Origin of the sequence: Klebsiella planticola ATCC 33531 (genome assembly GCF_000735435.1) — a bacterium.
GTDB classification, from domain to species: domain Bacteria; phylum Pseudomonadota; class Gammaproteobacteria; order Enterobacterales; family Enterobacteriaceae; genus Klebsiella; species Klebsiella planticola.
Map to the genome: position 1 here is coordinate 74,866 of NZ_JMPP01000029.1, position 20,457 is coordinate 95,322.

Consider the following 20,457-nt stretch of genomic DNA (forward strand, 5'->3'; position numbering starts at 1 on the left):
TGTCGGGTTTATTTGGCTCAGGGTTTCGACTCTTCCGTTTCTGGCAAAGTCACGTTCAACTCCAGAATCGAAATATCGCCATCCCGTTGTTCCAGCTGAACGCTGACCATTTCCGGGTCGATCTGTACATACTTACAAATCACCTCCAGAATATCTTTGCGTAACTGCGGCAGATAATGCGGTTCAGCGTCGCCGCGACGACGCTCCGCGACGATGATTTGCAGGCGCTCTTTCGCAATGTTGGCCGTGTTCTTTTTCCGCGAGAGAAAAAAGTCGAGTAATGCCATAATTTATCCTCCGAACAGGCGTTTGAGGAAACCTTTCTTCTCTTCTTCAATGAAGCGGAAAGGACGTTCTTCTCCGAGCAGACGTTCAACCGTATCGGCATAGGCCTTACCTGCGTCTGACGCGTCATCCAGGATAACCGGCTCACCCTGGTTTGACGCCCGCAGCACGGACTGATCTTCCGGGATCACGCCTACCAGATTGATACGCAAGATTTCCAGAACGTCTTCCATGCTCAGCATGTCGCCTTTGTTTACACGACCTGGGTTATAGCGCGTGAGCAGCAGGTGTTCTTTGATCGGCTCATCGCCATTTTCCGCGCGGCGGGATTTGGAGGCGAGGATACCGAGGATACGGTCGGAGTCACGAACGGAGGAGACTTCCGGGTTGGTGGTGATGATGGCTTCGTCGGCAAAATAGAGCGCCATCAGCGCACCGGTTTCAATGCCTGCAGGAGAGTCGCAGACCACAAAATCGAAGTTCATCTTTTTCAGTTCTTCGAGAACTTTATCTACACCTTCGCGGGTCAGCGCATCTTTATCACGCGTCTGGGAGGCGGGGAGGATATAGAGATTGTCGGTGCGTTTATCTTTGATTAACGCCTGATTCAGCGTGGCATCGCCCTGAATCACGTTGACGAAGTCATAAACTACCCGACGCTCGCAGCCCATAATCAGGTCGAGGTTACGCAGACCGATATCAAAGTCGATAACGACAGTTTTCTTTCCCTTCTGGGCCAAACCGGTAGCGATGGCCGCGCTGGAGGTGGTCTTGCCAACGCCCCCTTTACCCGAAGTCACAACAATAATGCGTGCCATAGAAATTCCTTGTTAAAAAGGGACTAACTCAACGGTTGAATAGTCAAAGCGGTATCACCCAGACGCAGGCGGGCCGCTTTGCCATAAAATTCGGCCGGGATATTATCACTCAGCCAGTATTCCCCTGCGATGGAAACCAGTTCCGCCGTGAGGTGTGAACAAAATATTTGCGCTTCTCTGTCGCCGCCTGCGCCCGCGAGTGCGCGTCCCCGCATCATGCCATAAACATGGATGTTACCATCGGCAATAAGTTCCGCACCGGCACTCACATGATTTGTAACAATCAGATCACAGTTTGGTGCATAAATGCGCTGACCGGAACGTACCGGCAGATCAATTAAACGCGTTTTTGTGATCGGATTAACAACTGGCGGCGGCGCGACCGGCTCTGGCGTCGCCTGGCGGGGGATTTTCTCTTTCCCTTCCGTCAGTAAAGGAATCCCGGCGCGGTCGATTTCCGTTTTGAGCCGCGGGATTTTGCAACCACTCACGCCCATAATCCGTAAACCGGTGCTGACAATGGCTTCGTGCATAGGGCGCCAGTCAACGTCGTTTTCGACATTGCTGAGGTTCACAACGACCGGAGCGTGACGTAAAAAAGCGGGAGCCTGGGCGATCTTGTCTTCTAACGCCTGACGAATAACCTCGGGATTTGCGTCGTGCAAATGAACGACAGATAAGGTGAAGCTACTGCCCTTAAGTTCGATTGGCGTATTTGACATCCTGGCCTTACTCAATTTGCTGTTTATCACCTGCCGAAGTGCGGTGATATTCCGAAGACTAAAAGGCATGTTATAGTCACTCATATATTGAGGCAAGTGACCACGGGTCTAATTCCGAGTAAAACTATGTTTTGTGTGATCTATCGAAGTACTAAACGTGAGCAAACCTATTTATATGTCGAAAAAAGGGACGATTTCTCACGCGTTCCTGTCGAACTGATGGCAAGCTTCGGCACGCCGCAGATGACCATGCTGTTACCGCTCGACGGACGGAAAAAGCTTGCCGGTGCCGATCTGGAAAAAGTCAAACAGTCCCTGATTGATCAGGGCTATTATCTCCAACTTCCTCCTCCGACTGAGAATCTACTTAAGAAACACCTGGCGGAACAGGGGAATAAATCTGATTAACCCACCGAGGGGAAATAATGTACCAACATCATAACTGGCAGGGAGCATTACTGGATTATCCGGTAAGTAAAGTCGTTTGCGTGGGCAGCAATTATGCAAACCACATTAAGGAAATGGGCAGTGCAATGCCGGAAGAACCGGTGCTGTTTATTAAACCTGAGACGGCGCTATGCGATATCCGCCAGCCGTTGGTGCTCCCCGAGGGATTGGGTTCGGTGCATCACGAAGTTGAACTGGCGGTGCTGATTGGCAGCACGCTGCGCCAGGCGACGGAAGAGCACGTCCTGAAAGCGATTGCGGGCTACGGCGTAGCGCTGGATCTTACCCTGCGCGATCTGCAGGGTAAGATGAAAAAGGCCGGCCAGCCGTGGGAAAAAGCCAAGGGCTTTGATAATTCTTGCCCGGTTTCCGGTTTTATTCCGGCGGCGGAATTTCATAGCGACCCGCAAAATACGCCGCTGAGCCTGAAAGTGAACGGCGACGTTCGTCAGCAGGGAACAACGGCCGATATGATCCATAAAATCGTCCCGCTGATTGCCTATATGTCGCGTTTCTTTACGCTCAAAGCCGGCGATATCATCCTGACCGGCACGCCAGAAGGCGTCGGGCCGCTGAGCAGCGGCGATGAGCTGGAAGTCGGCTTTAATGGTCTGACGCTCTCCACCCGCGTACTGTAACGTCCTTTTGCCGCCTTTGCGGGCGGCAAAACTTGCATCAGCGTGCCAGACTGGTTATAAGGTGCACCCTGAATGGCAATGACGGATATCCCCTATGAGCGAACAACTTTTCTGGCAGCAAAAAACACTTGATGAAATGACCGACGCGGAGTGGGAATCACTGTGCGACGGGTGCGGACAGTGCTGCCTGCATAAGCTGATGGATGAGGATACGGATGAGATCTATTTCACCAACGTCGCCTGTCGTCAGTTAAATATTAAAACCTGCCAGTGCCGGAACTATGAACGACGTTTCGAGTATGAGCCGGACTGCATCAAGCTGACCCGCGATAATCTGCCTACGTTCGAATGGCTACCACCGACCTGCGCCTATCGCCTGCTGGCAGAAGGGAAGCCTCTGCCAAACTGGCACCCGCTGCTGAGCGGCTCGAAAGCGGCGATGCATGGCGAACGCATCTCCGTACGCCATATTGCGGTTAAAGAAGAGACGGTGCGCGACTGGCAGGACCATATTTTGAATAAGCCCGACTGGGCGCAGTGAAGCGTTGATGCTTGCTATCGTTTGCTAAAACCCGCCGCGAGGCGGGTTTTGTGTTTCACGGTATCTGAGCGGCTGGGTCAGGCTTTCTTAGCGTGAAACAGCCCGTTTTCGCCATGGCTCTCTTCTTCAACCCAGAAATTGATATTGAACTGCGCGTCATCGCTCATCTCGATGCGATGCCAGTACTGCGGCGGACTGGTGGCAAACTGGCCGGCGTTAATCACCACTTTGACTTCCGGCTCGCTTGCCTGTTCGTCAGCAAAGCCATAATAGGTGACGGTTCCTTCCATTACGCACAGCTGACCGAAAACGCCGGCGGCGGTATTGTGGTGGCTGAGCAGGGCGGCGGGGACGTTCTGTTTGGTGAAAAAAGGGGTGGAGCGTTTAACTTTCCAGTGAGCAGGAATACGCAGGTGAGACATCGTCAGCTCCTTAGTGGACAGATAAAAAAATGTATTTAATATGCATCTTTTGATCTGTCGTCGTCAATCGACAGGCAAAAAAAAACGCTCCTGAAGGAGCGTTTTTTTACCACTAACTTAGCGGCCGAAGAGATCGCGCTTTTTCGGTTTGAAAGGCTGAGCAATCAGCACCAGCAGCGCCACGATCAGATAGGCGGCGAAGATCCCTACCAGCCACTGTGGCATCTCCAGCGTCAGAAATTCCCACTGACGAACGGAGCAGTCGCCGCTGGCGACGAACATCTGCGGGATCCATTTATCCAGCGGGAGCCACGTTGGAAAACGCGCGGCGAAATCACAGGTCTGAAACGGGGAAGGGTGCAGCTGAATCATAGTGTGTTCCCACGCCAGCTGCAGACCGCGCAGCGCGCTATACAGCCAGATGACCAGCGCCACATAGCGTAACGGCGTTTTTGGCGCGATAGCCCCGACAATACCGGCGCCCATAATGCCTAATAATGCACAACGTTCATAAATACACATCACACAGGGTTGCAGCAACATCACGTGCTGGAACCACAGCGCAACTAATTCAAGGATAAAAGCGGTTAACGCCATCAGGAGCCAGGCTCCGCGTCCCCTTGAGCACTGGTTTAAATATCGCAACATAGTCATTTCCCTGGAACATGCCAAATCATGGCAGTGTAAACGAAAACCGTACCGACGCCAGCAGCTTGTTGGAAAATATTACATAAAAGAAGTGCGGTTATCCGCCTGACGGAGGCGGATAACCGGAGCTTAATTTAAGGAAGTGACGGCGTGATGAGCCAGTGGTTATCGAGCATCCACTGGGTGACAGGCATCAATGCGAATTCAACGCACAGCAGCCCCACCAGGGTCATGACGATGGTGTAGGGCAGCGCCATCCACACCATACGACCATAGGAAAGGCGAATCAGCGGCGCCAGCGCGGAGGTCAGCAGGAAAAGAAACGCCGCCTGGCCGTTAGGGGTGGCGACGGAAGGCAGGTTGGTGCCGGTATTGATCGCCACCGCCAGCAGTTCAAACTGCGGCAGGCTGATAACGCCGTTCTGCAGCGCCGTTCGGGCTTCGTTGATATACACCGTGCCAACGAAGACGTTGTCGGAAATTGACGACAGTAACCCGTTAAACAGATAGAACAACGACAGCTGGGCGTGCGGTGATGCCTGGAGGACAAACTGAATCACCGGCGTAAACAGGTGCTGGTCGATGATCACCGCAACCACGGCGAAAAATACGGTCAGCAGGGCGGTGAACGGCAGCGCCTCGGTAAAGGCTTTGCCGATGGCATGCTCGTCGGTGACGCCGGAGAAAGTCGTCGCCAGAATAATCACCGATAAACCGATCAGCCCCACTTCAGCAAGGTGCATCGCCAGCGCGGTCACCAGCCAGATACCGATAATCCCCTGCGCAATCAGCCGCAGGCGATCCTGACGGCTGCGCTGCTGACGGCTGCGATCGTCGAACTCCTGTAACACCTTACGTACGACTGGCGGCAACGGTTCACCGTAGCCGAACCGTTTGGTTTTCTCCAGCAGCAGGCAGGTCAGCAGGCCGCAGATCATCACCGGCAGCGTCACCGGAGCCATCCGCAAAAAGAACTCGCCGAAGTGCCAGCCCGCCGCCTTGGCAATGATCAGGTTTTGCGGCTCGCCCACCATGGTCATTACGCCGCCGAGCGCCGTCCCGACGCCCGCATGCATCATCAGGCTGCGCAGAAAGCCGCGGAACTGTTCCAGCACGTCACGATAATGCTGGTCGATGTGGCTATCGTCGAGGATATCGTTATCATCCGGGCGCGCGGAGGCGACGCGGTGATAGATGCCGTAGAAGCCAACGGCGACGCTGATCACTACCGCCACAACGGTCAGCGCATCGAGGAAGGCGGAGAGGAAGGCCGCTGCGAGACAAAAAGAGAGCGACAGCAGCATCTTACTGCGAATCCCCAGCAGCAGGCGGGTAAAGATAAACAGCAGCAGCTGCTTCATAAAATAGATCCCCGCCACCATGAACATCAGCAGCAGGAGCACTTCCAGATTGCTGGCAATCTCTTCGCGGACATGTTCCGGGCTGGTCATGCCGATCATCACCGCCTCAATCGCCAGCAGGCCTCCCGGCAGGAGCGGGTAACACTTGAGCGCCATGGCGAGGGTAAAGATAAATTCCACCACCAGCATCCAGCCGGCAATAAACGGATTGAGGTGAAAAACCAGAGGGTTAACGATCAAAACAATGATGAGAGCGAGTTTATACCAGTCAGGGGACTGGCCAAGAAAATTGCGCCACAGGGCGCGGCCATAAGACATTTCCACGACAGACTTCCTTCCCGTCAAATTAATGACATAATTTTACGTGTAACTATTTACAAGATTACCAGTTGAGCAAAACGGGAAGCAACTTACTTCGCCTCGCGTTCGCGCGATGGCAGGGGGTAACGAAAAGTTGAAAATGAAACGGCGATCCCCTTTTAATTACTTTCTGACGCTATCTGCTCTATAGCGGCTCTGGTATGATGAGTGGAATTTGCAACGCTGTGTAATGGAAATCTAATTATGGTCATTAAGGCGCAAAGCCCTGCGGGTTTCGCGGAAGAGTACATCATCGAGAGTATCTGGAATAATCGTTTTCCCCCAGGCACCATCCTCCCCGCCGAACGTGAACTTTCTGAACTCATTGGTGTGACCCGCACCACCTTACGCGAAGTGTTGCAACGTCTGGCCCGTGATGGTTGGTTGACGATTCAGCACGGCAAGCCGACGAAGGTGAACAATTTCTGGGAAACGTCCGGGCTGAATATTCTCGAAACTCTGGCGCGTCTTGATCATGACAGCGTTCCGCAGCTGATCGATAACCTGCTGTCGGTACGTACCAATATCTCTACCATCTTCATCCGCACCGCGTTCCGTCAGCATCCTGACAATGCGCTGGAAGTGCTTGCCAGCGCGCGGGAAGTCGAAGATCACGCCGACGCGTTCGCCGAGCTGGATTACAACATCTTCCGCGGCCTGGCGTTCGCCTCTGGTAACCCGATTTACGGCCTGATCCTCAACGGAATGAAAGGGCTGTACACTCGCATCGGTCGTCACTATTTTGCCAATCCGGAAGCGCGCAGCCTGGCGCTGGGCTTCTATCATCAGCTGGCGAAAGTGTGCGAAGAGGGGCTGCACGAGAAAGTTTACGAGATTGTCCGTCGTTACGGCCACGACAGCGGCGAGATCTGGCACCGGATGCAGAAAACCATGTCGGGTGATTTAGTCATCGGCATGCGTTAAAGGACACCGACGTTATAAAAAATGCCCGGCAAGCTGTCGGGCATTTTTTCATCGTTTTACAGCGCGTTCTGGCGCGGCGGGCTACGCTCCAGCAGTTCGATACTGCCATCGGCATTTTGTTGTTCCAGCAGGATATCAAACCCCCACAGACGATGGACGTGCTTGAGCACTTCGCGACGCCCTTTATCCAGCGGGACGCGGTTGTGCGGCACATAACGCAGCGTTAATGAGCGGTCGCCGCGCAGATCGACGCTCCATACCTGAATATTCGGCTCGAGGTTGCTGAGGTTGTACTGGGCGGACAGCTTCGAGCGGATCTCCCGATACCCCTCCTCGTTATGGATAGCGGAGATCTCCAGGTAGTTATTATGATCGTCATCCAGCACCGTAAAGAAGCGGAAGTCGCGCATGACCTTCGGTGACAGGAACTGGCTGATAAAACTCTCGTCTTTGAAATCACGCATCGCGAAATGCAGCGTTTCCAGCCAGTCAGAGCCGGCGATATCCGGGAACCAGTAGCGGTCTTCTTCGGTCGGCGACTGGCAAATACGCTTAATGTCCTGGAACATGGCGAAGCCCAGAGCGTACGGGTTAATCCCGTTATACCACTGGCTGTTATAGGGCGGCTGGAATACCACGTTGGTGTGGCTGTGCAGAAACTCCAGCATAAAGCGCTCCGTCACTTTCCCTTCGTCATAAAGGTGATTGAGGATCGTGTAATGCCAGAAGGTGGCCCACCCTTCGTTCATCACCTGGGTCTGCTTCTGCGGATAAAAATACTGGCTGACCTTGCGCACGATACGCAGGATTTCGCGTTGCCACGGCTCCAGCAGCGGCGCGTTCTTCTCCATAAAGTACAGCAGGTTCTCCTGCGGCTCTGAAGGGTAGCGGCGGGCCGACTCAATGGTCTTCTCTTCTTCCCGCTTCGGCAGAGTGCGCCATAGCATATTCACCTGGCTTTGCAGATACTCTTCCCGGCTTTTCTGCCGCGCTTTTTCCTCCTGCAACGAGATTTTTTGCGGGCGTTTGTAGCGATCGACGCCGTAGTTCATCAGGGCATGACAGGAGTCGAGGAGCTTCTCCACCTCATCAACGCCGTAGCGCTCTTCGCAGTCGGTAATGTATTTGCGGGCGAAAATCAGATAATCAATGATCGAGCTGGCGTCGGTCCAGCTGCGGAACAGATAGTTGTTTTTGAAAAAAGAGTTGTGACCGTAGCAGGCATGGGCCATCACCAGCGCCTGCATGGTGATTGTGTTCTCCTCCATCAGGTAGGCGATGCAGGGATTGGAGTTAATCACAATCTCATAGGCCAGCCCCTGCTGACCGTGCTTATACGCCTGCTCGGTTTCGATAAACTTTTTACCGAACGACCAGTGCGGGTAGTTGATGGGCATGCCGACGCTGGAATAGGCATCCATCATCTGCTCGGAAGTAATGACTTCGATCTGGTGCGGATAGGTGTCGAGACGGTATAGCTTCGCTACCCGGTCAACCTCGGCAAGGTAGGTTTCCAGCAGTTCAAAAGTCCAGTCGGGTCCATCGCTTAAACGAGTAGTGTCCCTGTTCATGGAATCAATCGTAGCCATTAGCGCGCCCTCGTTGTAGGTGGCTCTCTCTGTACGGAAAGCCTCTCATCAAGCATAGAACAGGGGATGACAAACTGCGCCTCCCGACAATTTCTTTTCTTCGCGATTTCGCAATCTTAAAGGCCTTATTTACCCGAACCATCAGAATATTATTCTGAGTAAAAATGAAGCGCAGCAGGAGATAGTAAATCTATAGGGTCAGTGCTGGTGCGGTTTGCTGTGAGTTAAGTCACCATAAATAAAGCGTATGTTGAATAATATTTTCAACTGAGTTATCAATTTGTAATCAGATGATTGTTCTTTAACTATTACGGAGTCGCTATGCGAGTCGTCATACTGGGAAGTGGGGTAGTTGGGGTTGCGAGTGCATGGTATCTAAGCCAGGCGGGTCATGAAGTGACGGTTATCGACCGTCAACCCGGGGCGGCGGAAGAGACCAGCGCCGCTAACGCCGGGCAGATTTCCCCGGGCTATGCTGCGCCGTGGGCGGCGCCAGGCGTGCCGCTGAAGGCCATCAAATGGATGTTCCAGCGCCACGCGCCGCTGGCTATCGGGCTTGACGGGACTCAGTTCCAGCTAAAGTGGATGTGGCAAATGCTGCGCAACTGCGATACCCGCCATTATATGGAGAACAAAGGGCGGATGGTGCGTCTGGCGGAATACAGCCGCGACTGCCTGAAAGCGCTGCGTGAGAGCACCGGGATCCAGTATGAGGGCCGCCAGGGCGGCACATTGCAGCTGTTCCGTACGGAAAAACAGTATGAAAACGCCACCCGCGACATCGCCGTGCTGGAAGATGCCGGCGTTCCGTACCAGCTTCTGGAAGCGAAACGTTTGCTGGAAGTGGAGCCCGCGCTGGCCGAAGTCAGCCATAAGCTGACCGGCGGCCTGCGTCTACCCAATGATGAAACCGGCGATTGCCAGCTGTTTACCACGCGCCTGGCGGCGATGGCGGAGCAGGCGGGCGTCACCTTCCGCTTTAATACGCCGGTGGACGCGCTGCTGTATGAAGGCGAACAGATTGCCGGCGTGAAATGCGGCGCTGAAATAATCAAAGGCGATGCTTATGTGATGGCCTTTGGTTCTTACTCTACCGCGATGTTGAAAGGGCTGGTGGACATTCCGGTCTATCCGCTGAAGGGCTATTCGCTGACCATTCCGATTGCCGAGGAGGACGGCGCGCCGGTTTCGACTATTCTTGATGAAACCTACAAAATCGCCATTACCCGCTTTGACCAGCGTATCCGCGTGGGCGGGATGGCGGAAATCGTCGGCTTTAATAAAGAACTGCTGAAGCCGCGCCGGGAAACGCTGGAGATGGTGGTCCGCGATCTGTTCCCGCGCGGCGGCCACGTTGAGCAGGCCACCTTCTGGACCGGGCTGCGCCCGATGACGCCGGACGGTACGCCGGTGGTAGGCCGTACAGCGTATAAGAATTTGTGGCTGAACACCGGGCACGGCACGCTGGGCTGGACCATGGCCTGCGGTTCCGGACAGTTGCTCAGTGATTTGATCTCAGGCCGTACACCGGCCATTCCGTACGATGATCTGGCCGTCGCGCGCTATAGCCCCGGCTTTACTCCGGCACGCGCTCAGCATCTGCACGGCGTTCATAACTAAGGAGTCTTCATGTCCCGTCCTGTATTGGCCAGCATTGATTTGTCGGCCTTGCGGCAGAATTTGCAGATTGTCCGGCGTGCGGCCCCCGCCTCGCGCCTGTGGGCGGTGGTGAAAGCCAACGCCTATGGTCACGGCCTGTCGCGCGTCTGGAGCGCGCTGAGCGGCGCTGATGGCTTCGCGATGCTCAACCTTGAAGAGGCGATCCTGCTCCGCGAGCACGGCTGGAAAGGGCCGATTCTGATGCTGGAGGGTTTCTTCCACGCCGATGAGCTGGCGCTGTTCGATAAGTACCGCCTGACCACCAGCGTGCACAGTAACTGGCAGATTAAGGCGCTTCAGCAGGCCAAACTCCACGCGCCGCTGGATATCTACGTCAAGGTTAACAGCGGGATGAATCGCCTCGGTTTTATGCCGGATCGCATTCATACCGTCTGGCAGCAGCTGCGGGCGCTGAACAACGTCAGCGAAATGACGCTGATGTCGCATTTTGCCGATGCGGAAAATCCGCAGGGCATTATTGAGCCGATGCGCCGTATCGAGCAGGCGGCGGAAGGGCTGGATTGCCGGCGTTCGCTGGCTAACTCCGCGGCGACGCTGTGGCATCCAGAAGCCCATTTCGACTGGGTGAGGCCGGGGATTGTGCTGTATGGCGCCTCGCCTTCCGGCCAATGGCAGGATATCGCCAATAGCGGCCTCAAGCCGGTGATGACGCTGAGCAGCGAAATCATCGCCGTGCAGAACCTGAAGGCGGGAGAGGCGGTGGGCTACGGCGGCCTGTATCGGGCATCCGGCGAACAGCGCATTGGGATTGTGGCCTGCGGTTACGCCGACGGCTATCCGCGCGTGGCACCGGACGGTACGCCGGTGCTGGTTGACGGCGTTCGGACCCGCACGGTGGGCCGGGTGTCGATGGATATGCTGGCGGTCGATTTAACGCCTTGCCCACAGGCCGGGATCGGTGCGCCGGTAGAGCTGTGGGGCAAAGAGATCAAAATTGACGATGTCGCCAGCGTCTGCGGCACCGTCGGCTATGAGCTGATGTGCGCGCTGGCGCCCCGCGTTCCGGTGGTGACCGGGTAACTTGCCTGGACGGCGCTATTCGCCGGTCTGATGAGCCAGAATTGCAGTCAGTGACTGGAATTCTGGTTTTCCGCTTGCGGTAGTCGGAAAAACCGGCCCGGTGGTAAACCGGGGAAACCCCCGCGTCAGCCGTATGTCGGCGGCGCCCGCCCGCTGCGCATCCTCGCCCTGTACGCCTCGTTCCGACCGCCGAAGGTCTGCCAGCAATACAGCGTGCCTGCCTGGCTTCTTGATTCGATTCCGTTGCCTGCTACGATCTGCTTAACGCAGGCTGCCATCGCCAGAGGCGTGGATGGCCCGAACGGGCGGATAACATGACGGACATCAAACCGAGAGATGCCTGTTCCACGGGATTGAGCCCTCAAACGTCCGGACGCATGGCAGACCGAGTTGGCGATATCCATCCCGACACTCCCGCTTGTGGCGCGGTCATTGACTGCCGTCTTCAGCGCAGGCAGTAAAAATCAGCAACCGACTACTTCTGGAAACAATGTCCAGCACCTGACTACAATGCCCCAGCGAGCCAACGGTCGTCATGTACAGAACCCAACACGGACAGCGAGATGCCAATGATGAGATTTACCCGCCCCCTGATTAAAGCTGGCTTAAAAGTGGCCTCGCTGGGGAAAAAAATAGCCATTGGCCTGCTTATCGTTATTACCGTTTTTATTGCCGGGCGTATTTACGAAACGCAGCGTGGGCCAGCACTACATCCGTGGCATACCTGGTCTGCTGATGAAATGTCGACAGCGGAGATTGACCGCTCGACCTTCGCGGGCTATCTGGCGCGAGAAGACGCGATTTTTCACGAGATGAAAATTCAGCTGACCAATACGCTTCCTGACGATCAAAAAACGCCGCTTAATCGGTTTTATGCCCAAAGCCAGGTCTACCCGCAACAGTTTCAGCCTGACTGGAATCGCTCCTTTGTGCTGCTGCCGGAGGGGACACCGCGCGGCGCCGCGGTGTTACTTCATGGCTTGACGGACTCGCCGTACAGCGTGCGCTATCTGGCAAAGGCCTACCAGCAGCAGGGGTTCGTTGCCGTTGTGCCGAGGCTGCCGGGGCATGGTACTGCGCCGGGTTCGCTGACCGCCGTTGACTGGCAACAGTGGATGGCGACAACGCGACTGGCGGTACGCGAAGCGACCCGCCTGGCCGGGGCGAACGTCCCGCTGCATGTTATCGGCTATTCCAACGGCGGCGCGCTGGCGCTGAAATATGCGCTCGACGCGCTGGATGATAAGACCTTGTCTCAGCCGCAGCAGATAGTCCTGCTGTCGCCGATGATTGGGGTGACCGCTTTTGCCCGCTTTGCCGGGCTGACGGGGTTACCGGCGGTGTTTCCTGCTTTTGCGCGGGCGGCATGGCTGAACGTGGTCCCCGAGTTTAATCCTTATAAATACAATTCCTTTCCGGTGAAGGCGGCCCGACAGTCGTGGCTGTTAACCCAGGCGCTGCAGGAGAAAATTGTCCAGGATTCCCGCAGCCAGCGGCTCGCAGCGCTTGCTCCGGTGCTGACTTTTCAGTCGGTGATGGACTCCACCGTCAGCACCAGGGCCGTGGTGGATTCGCTGTATCGTTATTTGCCGGAAAACGGCAGTGAACTGGTGATTTTTGATATCAACCAGGCGGCGAATTTGCGCGCGCTGTTTCGACCCGCGGTCTACTCTGCGCTCAGCACGCTATTGCCGCCAGCGCCGCGGCGCTATCGCACGACGGTGATTACCAATGCCTCGCCCACCACGTATGATACCGTCGCTCGTACCACGCCAGCAGGCGCGCAAGAGGAGCAGGTGACGCGGCTGAACATGGCGTGGCCGCAGGATATGTATTCGCTCTCGCACGTCGCGGTGCCATTCCCGATGACCGACTCCCTGTACGGTCGCGAGCCGACGGAGAAGAACCTTTACGGCATTAGTATCGGCACCATTTCGCTACGCGGAGAGACCTCAACCCTCAGCGTAGGGCTGGATACGCTGATGCGCGTCACCTCCAACCCGTTCTTCCCATTTATGATGGAGCGTATTCAGCAACATATTCGCGGCGCTGTCCCGCCTTCTCCCTGAATCGGGATTATAATGCGAGGACATCCTTTGATTTCCCGACCGGCGCATACGCCAGATTCAATGAGCGTCGTGAGAATGTCCTGATTCAGAAATGGTAGGGTTTATCGCTCTGGGGGAGCGCCTTGCCGGCTACTATAGCCCTGTCATCAGGGACGCCTGTGACCAGCAAACTAGCGGCGGTGATATTGGCAAAGCGCGTTTATTATTCCCGGACTGAATCGTTACCGGTGATTTTTTAAGGAAAAACCTATGCAACATTGTCGGCTGATAGTGTGGGCAACCCTGATTATTTTCGCCACGGCGGTACAGGCTGAAGACCATGTTTACGGCGAACAGCGCATCAGCGGCTGGTGGAACTGGCTCAAAAACGATGTTTCGCAAACCTGGAATCAGCCGCAAAATTATGACCTCTATCTGCCGTTTCTTAGCTGGCACAACCGCTTAACCTACGATAAAGAGAAAACGGATAACTACAATGAGATGCCCTGGGGCGGCGGCTTCGGCGTCTCTCGCTATCACGATGATGGCGACTGGAGTTCGCTGTATGCCATGATGTTTAAGGATTCGCATAACAAATGGCAGCCTATCGTCGGCTACGGCTGGGAGAAGGGCTGGTATCTGGATAGCCGCCAGGATTTCCGCCTTGGTCTTGGCGTGACCGCCGGGATCACCGCCCGTGATGATTTTGCTAATTATGTCCCCTTACCGATTATTCTCCCCTTATTTTCCGCGAGCTATCAGCGGCTTAGCGTACAGTTCACCTATATTCCCGGCACCTACAATAACGGCAATGTCCTGTTTGCCTGGCTCCGCTATGGTTTTTAAACCCGGGTCAGCTGGACGCCGGTGATTTAAAGGGTGATCACTTTTTTAGTGATGGAGTGGGATAACGCCAGCATGGAAATCAATACCGAGACGATAAACGTCAGGGCAATCAGCATTAATTTTGTGGTCAGCGAACCGATTGGGATAAGGGTGCTCAGGAGATGAAAAATTGAGTAATGGAGAATATAAACCCCGGTCATCGTTTTGCTGATTGCCGCCAGAATACTCTCTTTAAACTCGCTGTTTTTGCGAAAACGCACGCCGTTGGCCGCAATGACCAGCGCGACCACCAGAATATAAATTTGCGAACCGGTGAGAATGAACGCATTTCTGTCGGCCTTGAACAGGGCGAAAAAGAAATGGCGCTCGTAAAACCAGGTGAAAAGATAAATAAAGGGGATAGCAAACATCGCGGCTTTGACGACGTTATCGCGATTAAGCCAGCGCACGACCAGCGGGTCGCTAAACAGCTGACCGGTTAAATAAAACAACAGCCAGGTCCACAGGCGATACTGCGGCGCCAGGGTCAGCGCATGCACGTTGGGATAGAGGGCCGCCAGCAGGTCGTAACCATAGGAGAAAAGCAGTAATACAAACACCACGCCGAAGAAGAGCCTTCTTCGCTGGCTTAGCCACTCGATCAGCGGGTGGAAGGTATAAATCACAATAAAGGCGAAGACAAACCACGGCTGGATAAGATAGCCGCGCTGATAGGGCTCCCAGAGGTAGTAAATCGTCATCCAGAAAAGAAAGACGATCACCACGCTTTTAATTTTCCCCATCTGCCAGCTCGCGCTATGCCGGGACTGAGCATCGAGATAACCGGCCACCACAAAAAACAGCGGCGTGGCGATGGTTGAGATAAACGTCAGAAAGCCGAGGATCCAGTGATAATCGTAATCATACCGATCCCAGGTGTTATAGATGGTAAAGAAGGTGACCGCCGTCATGCATCCCAGCGTTTTAATAATATTTAACCCGGTGGTGTTCATTGTGGTTGCCGCATATCCTTAGGGTGGAAACAGGCGTAAATAACCGGAAGAACCAGGAGCGTCAGAAGGGTCGCAAAACCCAGCCCGAACATGATAACCACCGCCATACTCTGGAAGAAGACGTCCAGCAGCAGCGGCGCCAGCCCGAGCACGGTGGTGAAGGCCGTGAGCAGTATCGGGCGTAAGCGCGAGGTTGCCGCATAGATAATCGCCTCGTGCTGCGGTTTTTCCTGTTTTTGTTGTTCAATCTCTTCAACCAGCACGATACCGTTACGGATAAGCATTCCGCTCAGGCTCAGTAGACCGATAAGCGCCATAAAACCAAAAGGGATGCCGGTAATTAAAAATCCCGGCGTCACGCCGATCAGCGCCAGCGGTACGGTCAGCCAGATGGCAATGGCATTCTTCAGCGAGCTGAACATCAACACGGTGATGACGAACATCACCAGATAGCCCAATGGCAGGGTGGTGAACAGCCCCTGCTGCGCTTCGCTGGAGTTCTCGGCATCGCCTCCCCACTCAATGCTGTAGCCGTGCGGCAGGCTGAGCGCGTCAATCTGCGGCTGGACCCGCGCCAGAATATCGCCTGGGGTTTGATTGCTCAGCGGGTCGGGGTCGGTCATCACCGTGAGCACGCGGCTGCGGTCGCGGCGCAGAATTAACGGGTCTTCCCATTCGAGGTTAAAGCCGCTGACGACGTTGCTTAGCGGAATGTACTGCTGACGGCTTTGGCTCCACACCAGCACGTTTTGCAGATGGTTAGCATCCTGACGTTCGGCGGCCGGCGGGCGCACCACCACCGGCAGCAGATCGGCGCCTTCGCGATACAGCCCGGCGCGGCTACCGCTGAAATTCATCTGCAGCGCACTGTCGATATCTTGCTTATCCACCCCCAGCTCGCGCCCCAGGGTAGGGGAATACTGCGGGCGGATCGTTTTACTGCGGTTTTGCCAGTCGTTACGCACGCTGCCGACGGCCGGATCTGCCGTGAGGATCGTGCTTACCTGGCTGGCTATCAGCCGCAATCTGTCGGGATCGGGGCCTTTAATCCGTACCTCGATTGCGCTGTCGCCGGACGGACCAAACATCACCCGCTTGCTGCTGGCGTTCACCTGCGGATAGTAACGCGCAATATAGGCATCCACGTGACGAGTGAGGGCGTCAATGCTGCGCCGGTCGTCCATGCGAACCATGATCTGCGCATAGTTGCTGTACTGCCGCTGGCCGCTATAGGTGAGGATAAAGCGCATGCTGCCCTGACCGACGGTGGCCACGGTGGTGACGACGCCGGGCTGGCCGTTAATCGCGGTTTCGATATCGCTGGCCATTTTTTCCGTGGCGGCAATGTCGGTGCCGTAGGGCAGCCACAGATCCACAAAGAAGATCGGCGTATTGGATGACGGGAAAAAGTTCTGCCGCACCGAGCCAAATCCCCAGACTGCGCCAGCCAGCAGCGCAGCCATCACCACGAGGGTGACGGTTTTTTGCCGCAACAGGGCGTTGAGGATCCGCTGGTAGCTGCGGTAGAAGCGCCCGCGGTAAGGATCGGTCTCAGCGGCCGGCGCCGGGGATGCCGCGCCTTTAAACAGCCACCATTTGATCAGCACCGGGGTAATGGTGAGCGCCGAGAACCAGCTGAGCATCAGGGAGATTAACAGTACCTGGAACAGCGATTTACAATATTCCCCCGTCGAGTCCTGCGACAGGCCGATAGGTGCGAAGGCGAGGATCGCAATCACCGTTGCTCCCAGCAGGGGCAGGGCGGAACGGCGGATAACGTAGTTGATGGCGGTCAGCAGCGTTGACCCCTGCTGGCGGGCAATCAGCACCCCTTCGACAATCACGATAGCATTATCGACCAGCATACTGAGGGCGATAATGAGCGCCCCCAGCGAAATCCGCTGTAGCTCAATACCCCACAGGTACATAATCAGCAGCGTGCCCAGCACGTTGAGGGCCAGCGAGAACGCAATAATAATACCGCTGCGCACGCCCATAAAGATCAGCAGCACGCCGACAACAATGGCCAGCGCCATTAAGAAATTAGTGATAAAGCCGTTAACCGAGTGGCCAACTTCAGCCGCCTGATCGTAGAACAGATCGAGGTGAATCCCGGCGGGTTTTTCCGCCGACATTTGCGCCAGTTTAGCCTCCAGCGCGTGGCCAACATCGATGACGTTGACGCCGGGAATAAACGAGACGCCCATCGTCACCGCCTGGCGGCCGTTGGCGTGGTAGATGCTGGACGGGGATTCGCTCAACCCGCGCGAGATCGTCGCAATATCCCGCAGCCGGGTCGCCGCTCCCGTGCCATGCGGGTTGATCGGCAGGTCGCCCAGTTCGTCGATATTGTCAAATTCCCCGGTGGGATGCAGGCGAATGGACTCGCTGCCGGATTTTATCTCCCCGGCGCTGGAAACGACGTTCAGGCGACTGAGAAGAGCGGAAAGCTGATTAAGGGTAATGCCGCGGGCCGCCATTTTAGGCAGCGAGATATCAATGTTAATTTGCTGAGGGATCGCGCCGCCGATGGCGACCTTGCCGACGCCGGGCACCAGCACCAGCTCCCGGCGCAGCTGCTCGGCATAGCGGACCAGCTCCGGATTGCTAAAACTGTCGCCGGAAATGGCAAAGAAGAAGCCAAACACGTCGCCGAAATCATCGTTGACGAAGGGGGAAACCACGCCTGGCGGGAAGAGGCGGGCCGCATCGCCCACCCTGCGCCGCAGCTCATCCCAGATTTGCGGCAGCTCATTGGAGTGGTAATTCGAGGCGATGTTCACCGTAATCTGCGAGAGTCCGTTGGACGAAATAGAGCTGACGTTATCCAGATAGGGCAACTGTTGCAGGGCATTTTCCAGCGGAAGGGTGACCTCTTCTTCGACCTGTTGCGCCGATGCGCCAGGATAGTGGGTAATGACCACCGCCGTTTTAATGGTAAAGGCCGGATCTTCCAGACGGCCGATATTGAGCAGGGCAAAAATACCGCCAATGCCCAGCAGCAGAATAGTTAACCAGACGCGAACGGGATTATTAATAAACTGGCGAGAGATATCCATTACAGGCCTCGTTCACGCGTCCAGATTCGAACCGGCTGTTGGGCATGCAGTTCGCTTACGCCAGCCGCCACAACGCGCTCGCCGGCGCTGAGCCCGTCGGTAATGACCACACCCTGGGTGGTTACCTGCCCGACACTCACTTTGCGATCTTCAAGATGCAGCTGTTCTCCATCGCCTTTAATTACCCACACGTGCGGCTCATTGCGCGGATGATTATCGGGATTGAACACCGCCTCAACCGGCACCACCAGCGCCTCATGACCCGCGTTGGCGGGCAGATTTGCCAGATTCACCGTCACGGTTCCGCTGACGCCGCCCACCGCAGGGAAATCAGCCGGACGCGGCATGGTCAAAATCACCTGCCACGTCAGGGTATGATTGTCGCTGCTGCCGGAATGCTCTTTGTACTGGGCGGTGAACTGGCGCTCCGGCAGGGCGTTGATTTTCACTATCGGGCGGTACTGGGCGTTGCGAATATCAAAGGCGCTAAACAGGTTTTCCGGAATACTGAAGACCACATCAAGGAGATCGCTACGCGTCAGGGTCACAATGGTCTGGCCGGCGGCGACCACCTGGTGATTGCGGACCGGCACGCTGGCCGCTACCCCGCTAAACGGCGCGTTTAGCGTCATCTGGTCGAGCTCTTCGCGGGCAATTTTCAGCGCGGCATTTGCCGAGTCGCGGCTGGCGCGCTGGATGTCCATTTCAGCTTTCGAAATAGCCTGGCGGCCGGCCAGGGTCTGGAAGCGATCGAACTGCCGCTGCGCGAGCGTGGCGGCAGTTTGTCGTTCATTGAAGCGCTGTTGGGCTTCCCGCGCGTTCAGGCGGGCGAGGACCTGTCCTTGCGTAATGTTCGCCCCCTGGCGAACGTCGAGCGATTCAACCTGGCCACCGCGTTTAAAAGACAGATCCGTAGAGTCCCCGGATTCGATGCGCGCAGGAAAAATACGTTGCTGTGAATCACCGACGGCGGTTACCTCCACCGCTTTAACCATCCGCGGTAGTGGCGTGACCTGGGGTGCTTTCTGATCGCAAGCTGTTGTTATTAAAATAACAACAGGAATGAGAGAAAAATAACGCTTCACTGTATTCCCCTCAGTGTGAATAGATTTATTTTACATGTTTGTTACAAGCGCCATGATTATTCAGCCAACGCGGAGACAACGACATAAGTGAATAAACCTGTCGCCGTACAGGCAATGATTGCCAGGGCGATAAACAGGCTCAGACGAACCAGACTATAGCCAAACATCGCGCCTCCTTTAGTACTGGATATATAGTAAGTAAATTCTCACATGACTAATTATGGGGTGATTTTTGGAAGTACTATAGCTCCTGATTATGAGCATAGTCGTAGAAAAGCGGAAATGTTAAAAAGAGTAAAAATTGTCCTTATGTCGAAGTTTTAGCGCTGTTTCCAGCCGATTTGTCTGAGGTGGGCGGGCTCTGTGATATTTTTCAATATAATAACCGGTGGCTTAATCATGTTAACCGTCCTGTGCTACGTTTAATTATACCGACTTTTGTGCCAGCTTTTGTTTCTGAGATTATTTCCTCAATACGACACGTCAGGCGTTAATCGCCAACTATTCTATTGGTAATAAAAGGATTGTCTCTATGTATAAAAATATCCTGGTCCCGGTTGATGTCTTTGAAATTGGTCTCGCCGACAAAGCGTTATCCCATGCTCAGTTTCTTGCGCAAAGCGCTTCCGGGAAAATTCATTTAGTGCACGTAAACCCTCTGTTTTCCCCAGCGCTAACGCGCGGATTTATTTCCGATGCACGAAAAATGGAAGACTATCTGGTTAAAAACTCAGAGGAAAAACTGGCTGAGCTGGCCAAAAAGTCCACCTTGCCGGAAAGTGACATCCATATTCATGTCCGCAGCGGCAATATTCGTGATGAAGTGATCAAACTGGCCGACGAACTGCAGGCGGATGTGGTGATTATTGGCTCGCGTAACCCCAATATTCAGACCCACTTGCTGGGTTCCGAGGCGGCAAGCATCGTGCGTTATGCCCACGTTCCGGTTTTCGTTGTGCGTTAGGGGCGGCC

At 55.2% G+C, this 20,457-nt stretch carries 19 protein-coding genes; 9 read left to right on the forward strand and 10 right to left on the reverse strand.

What is annotated here, in order from left to right; all coding sequences use genetic code 11:
• Positions 1-17: 17 nt before the first annotated feature.
• From minE to minC, 3 genes are read right to left on the reverse strand one after another with little or no spacing between them, the layout of a single operon-like run.
• Positions 18-287 (reverse strand): cell division topological specificity factor MinE, encoded by a 270-nt coding sequence (gene minE, locus GRPL_RS11800; RefSeq protein ID WP_004103270.1) that lies wholly within the window; start codon positions 285-287, stop codon positions 18-20.
• Between the two features lie 3 nt (positions 288-290).
• Positions 291-1,103 carry a septum site-determining protein MinD gene (minD, locus tag GRPL_RS11795; protein WP_004863866.1) on the reverse strand — a complete coding sequence of 271 codons (813 nt, stop codon included), beginning with the start codon at positions 1,101-1,103 and terminating at the stop codon, positions 291-293.
• Between the two features lie 23 nt (positions 1,104-1,126).
• Positions 1,127-1,825, reverse strand: a complete 699-nt coding sequence (gene minC / locus GRPL_RS11790; protein ID WP_032687016.1) for a septum site-determining protein MinC — start codon at positions 1,823-1,825, stop codon at positions 1,127-1,129.
• A 126-nt stretch (positions 1,826-1,951) separates the two neighbouring features.
• On the opposite strand from minC, the gene GRPL_RS0125720 reads away from it, so the two are divergent.
• From GRPL_RS0125720 to ycgN, 3 genes are all read left to right on the forward strand, one after another.
• The gene (locus GRPL_RS0125720) at positions 1,952-2,233 is read left to right on the forward strand and encodes a YcgL domain-containing protein (RefSeq protein ID WP_004863862.1); all 282 of its coding nucleotides are present in this window, start codon (positions 1,952-1,954) and stop codon (positions 2,231-2,233) included.
• 17 nt (positions 2,234-2,250) lie between these two features.
• Positions 2,251-2,910 (forward strand): fumarylacetoacetate hydrolase family protein, encoded by a 660-nt coding sequence (locus GRPL_RS11785; protein ID WP_004863860.1) that lies wholly within the window; start codon positions 2,251-2,253, stop codon positions 2,908-2,910.
• 94 nt (positions 2,911-3,004) lie between these two features.
• Complete coding sequence (gene ycgN / locus GRPL_RS11780; protein ID WP_032687017.1) at positions 3,005-3,451, forward strand: cysteine cluster protein YcgN; 447 nt, start codon at positions 3,005-3,007, stop codon at positions 3,449-3,451.
• A 77-nt stretch (positions 3,452-3,528) separates the two neighbouring features.
• Here the strand turns inward: ycgN and GRPL_RS11775 are convergent, their stop codons facing one another.
• The 3 genes from GRPL_RS11775 to nhaB form a co-directional block, all read right to left on the reverse strand.
• A complete protein-coding gene (locus tag GRPL_RS11775; protein ID WP_004863851.1) occupies positions 3,529-3,873 on the reverse strand; it encodes a TehB family protein in 345 nt (114 codons plus the stop codon).
• A gap of 117 nt (positions 3,874-3,990) precedes the next feature.
• The gene (gene dsbB / locus GRPL_RS11770; protein ID WP_004863849.1) at positions 3,991-4,521 is read right to left on the reverse strand and encodes a disulfide bond formation protein DsbB; all 531 of its coding nucleotides are present in this window, start codon (positions 4,519-4,521) and stop codon (positions 3,991-3,993) included.
• A gap of 134 nt (positions 4,522-4,655) precedes the next feature.
• Complete coding sequence (gene nhaB, locus GRPL_RS11765) at positions 4,656-6,206, reverse strand: sodium/proton antiporter NhaB (protein WP_032687018.1); 1,551 nt, start codon at positions 6,204-6,206, stop codon at positions 4,656-4,658.
• A 240-nt stretch (positions 6,207-6,446) separates the two neighbouring features.
• On the opposite strand from nhaB, the gene fadR reads away from it, so the two are divergent.
• Complete coding sequence (gene fadR, locus GRPL_RS11760) at positions 6,447-7,166, forward strand: fatty acid metabolism transcriptional regulator FadR (protein WP_004863845.1); 720 nt, start codon at positions 6,447-6,449, stop codon at positions 7,164-7,166.
• A gap of 56 nt (positions 7,167-7,222) precedes the next feature.
• Here fadR and GRPL_RS11755 read toward each other — a convergent pair whose 3' ends face one another.
• Positions 7,223-8,755: a SpoVR family protein gene (locus GRPL_RS11755; RefSeq protein WP_004863842.1), complete on the reverse strand. Its 1,533-nt coding sequence runs from the start codon at positions 8,753-8,755 to the stop codon at positions 7,223-7,225.
• A 321-nt stretch (positions 8,756-9,076) separates the two neighbouring features.
• On the opposite strand from GRPL_RS11755, the gene GRPL_RS11750 reads away from it, so the two are divergent.
• From GRPL_RS11750 to pagP, 4 genes are all read left to right on the forward strand, one after another.
• Positions 9,077-10,375, forward strand: a complete 1,299-nt coding sequence (locus tag GRPL_RS11750) for a D-amino acid dehydrogenase (RefSeq protein ID WP_032695266.1) — start codon at positions 9,077-9,079, stop codon at positions 10,373-10,375.
• Positions 10,376-10,384: 9 nt separating this feature from the next.
• The gene (gene dadX / locus GRPL_RS11745) at positions 10,385-11,455 is read left to right on the forward strand and encodes a catabolic alanine racemase DadX (RefSeq protein ID WP_032687020.1); all 1,071 of its coding nucleotides are present in this window, start codon (positions 10,385-10,387) and stop codon (positions 11,453-11,455) included.
• A 569-nt stretch (positions 11,456-12,024) separates the two neighbouring features.
• Positions 12,025-13,524 carry an alpha/beta hydrolase gene (locus tag GRPL_RS11740; protein WP_131063688.1) on the forward strand — a complete coding sequence of 500 codons (1,500 nt, stop codon included), beginning with the start codon at positions 12,025-12,027 and terminating at the stop codon, positions 13,522-13,524.
• A 249-nt stretch (positions 13,525-13,773) separates the two neighbouring features.
• Positions 13,774-14,349, forward strand: coding sequence for a lipid IV(A) palmitoyltransferase PagP (gene pagP / locus GRPL_RS11735; protein ID WP_032695265.1), 576 nt, complete (start codon positions 13,774-13,776; stop codon positions 14,347-14,349).
• Between the two features lie 26 nt (positions 14,350-14,375).
• Here pagP and GRPL_RS11730 read toward each other — a convergent pair whose 3' ends face one another.
• Genes GRPL_RS11730 through GRPL_RS11720 form a run of 3 tightly spaced genes read right to left on the reverse strand, consistent with a single transcriptional unit; the run spans position 14,376 to position 19,485 of the window.
• A complete protein-coding gene (locus tag GRPL_RS11730) occupies positions 14,376-15,299 on the reverse strand; it encodes an acyltransferase (RefSeq protein WP_162180085.1) in 924 nt (307 codons plus the stop codon).
• A 38-nt stretch (positions 15,300-15,337) separates the two neighbouring features.
• Positions 15,338-18,400 carry an efflux RND transporter permease subunit gene (locus GRPL_RS11725; protein WP_032699398.1) on the reverse strand — a complete coding sequence of 1,021 codons (3,063 nt, stop codon included), beginning with the start codon at positions 18,398-18,400 and terminating at the stop codon, positions 15,338-15,340.
• Entirely contained in the window at positions 18,400-19,485 is a 1,086-nt protein-coding gene (locus GRPL_RS11720; protein ID WP_032699400.1) for an efflux RND transporter periplasmic adaptor subunit, read from the reverse strand. The genes GRPL_RS11725 and GRPL_RS11720 overlap by 1 nt, the downstream gene beginning before the upstream one ends.
• A 532-nt stretch (positions 19,486-20,017) precedes the next feature.
• Here GRPL_RS11720 and GRPL_RS11715 point away from each other — a divergent pair.
• Positions 20,018-20,449 (forward strand): universal stress protein, encoded by a 432-nt coding sequence (locus tag GRPL_RS11715; protein WP_032695261.1) that lies wholly within the window; start codon positions 20,018-20,020, stop codon positions 20,447-20,449.
• The last annotated feature ends 8 nt before the right edge of the window (positions 20,450-20,457 follow it).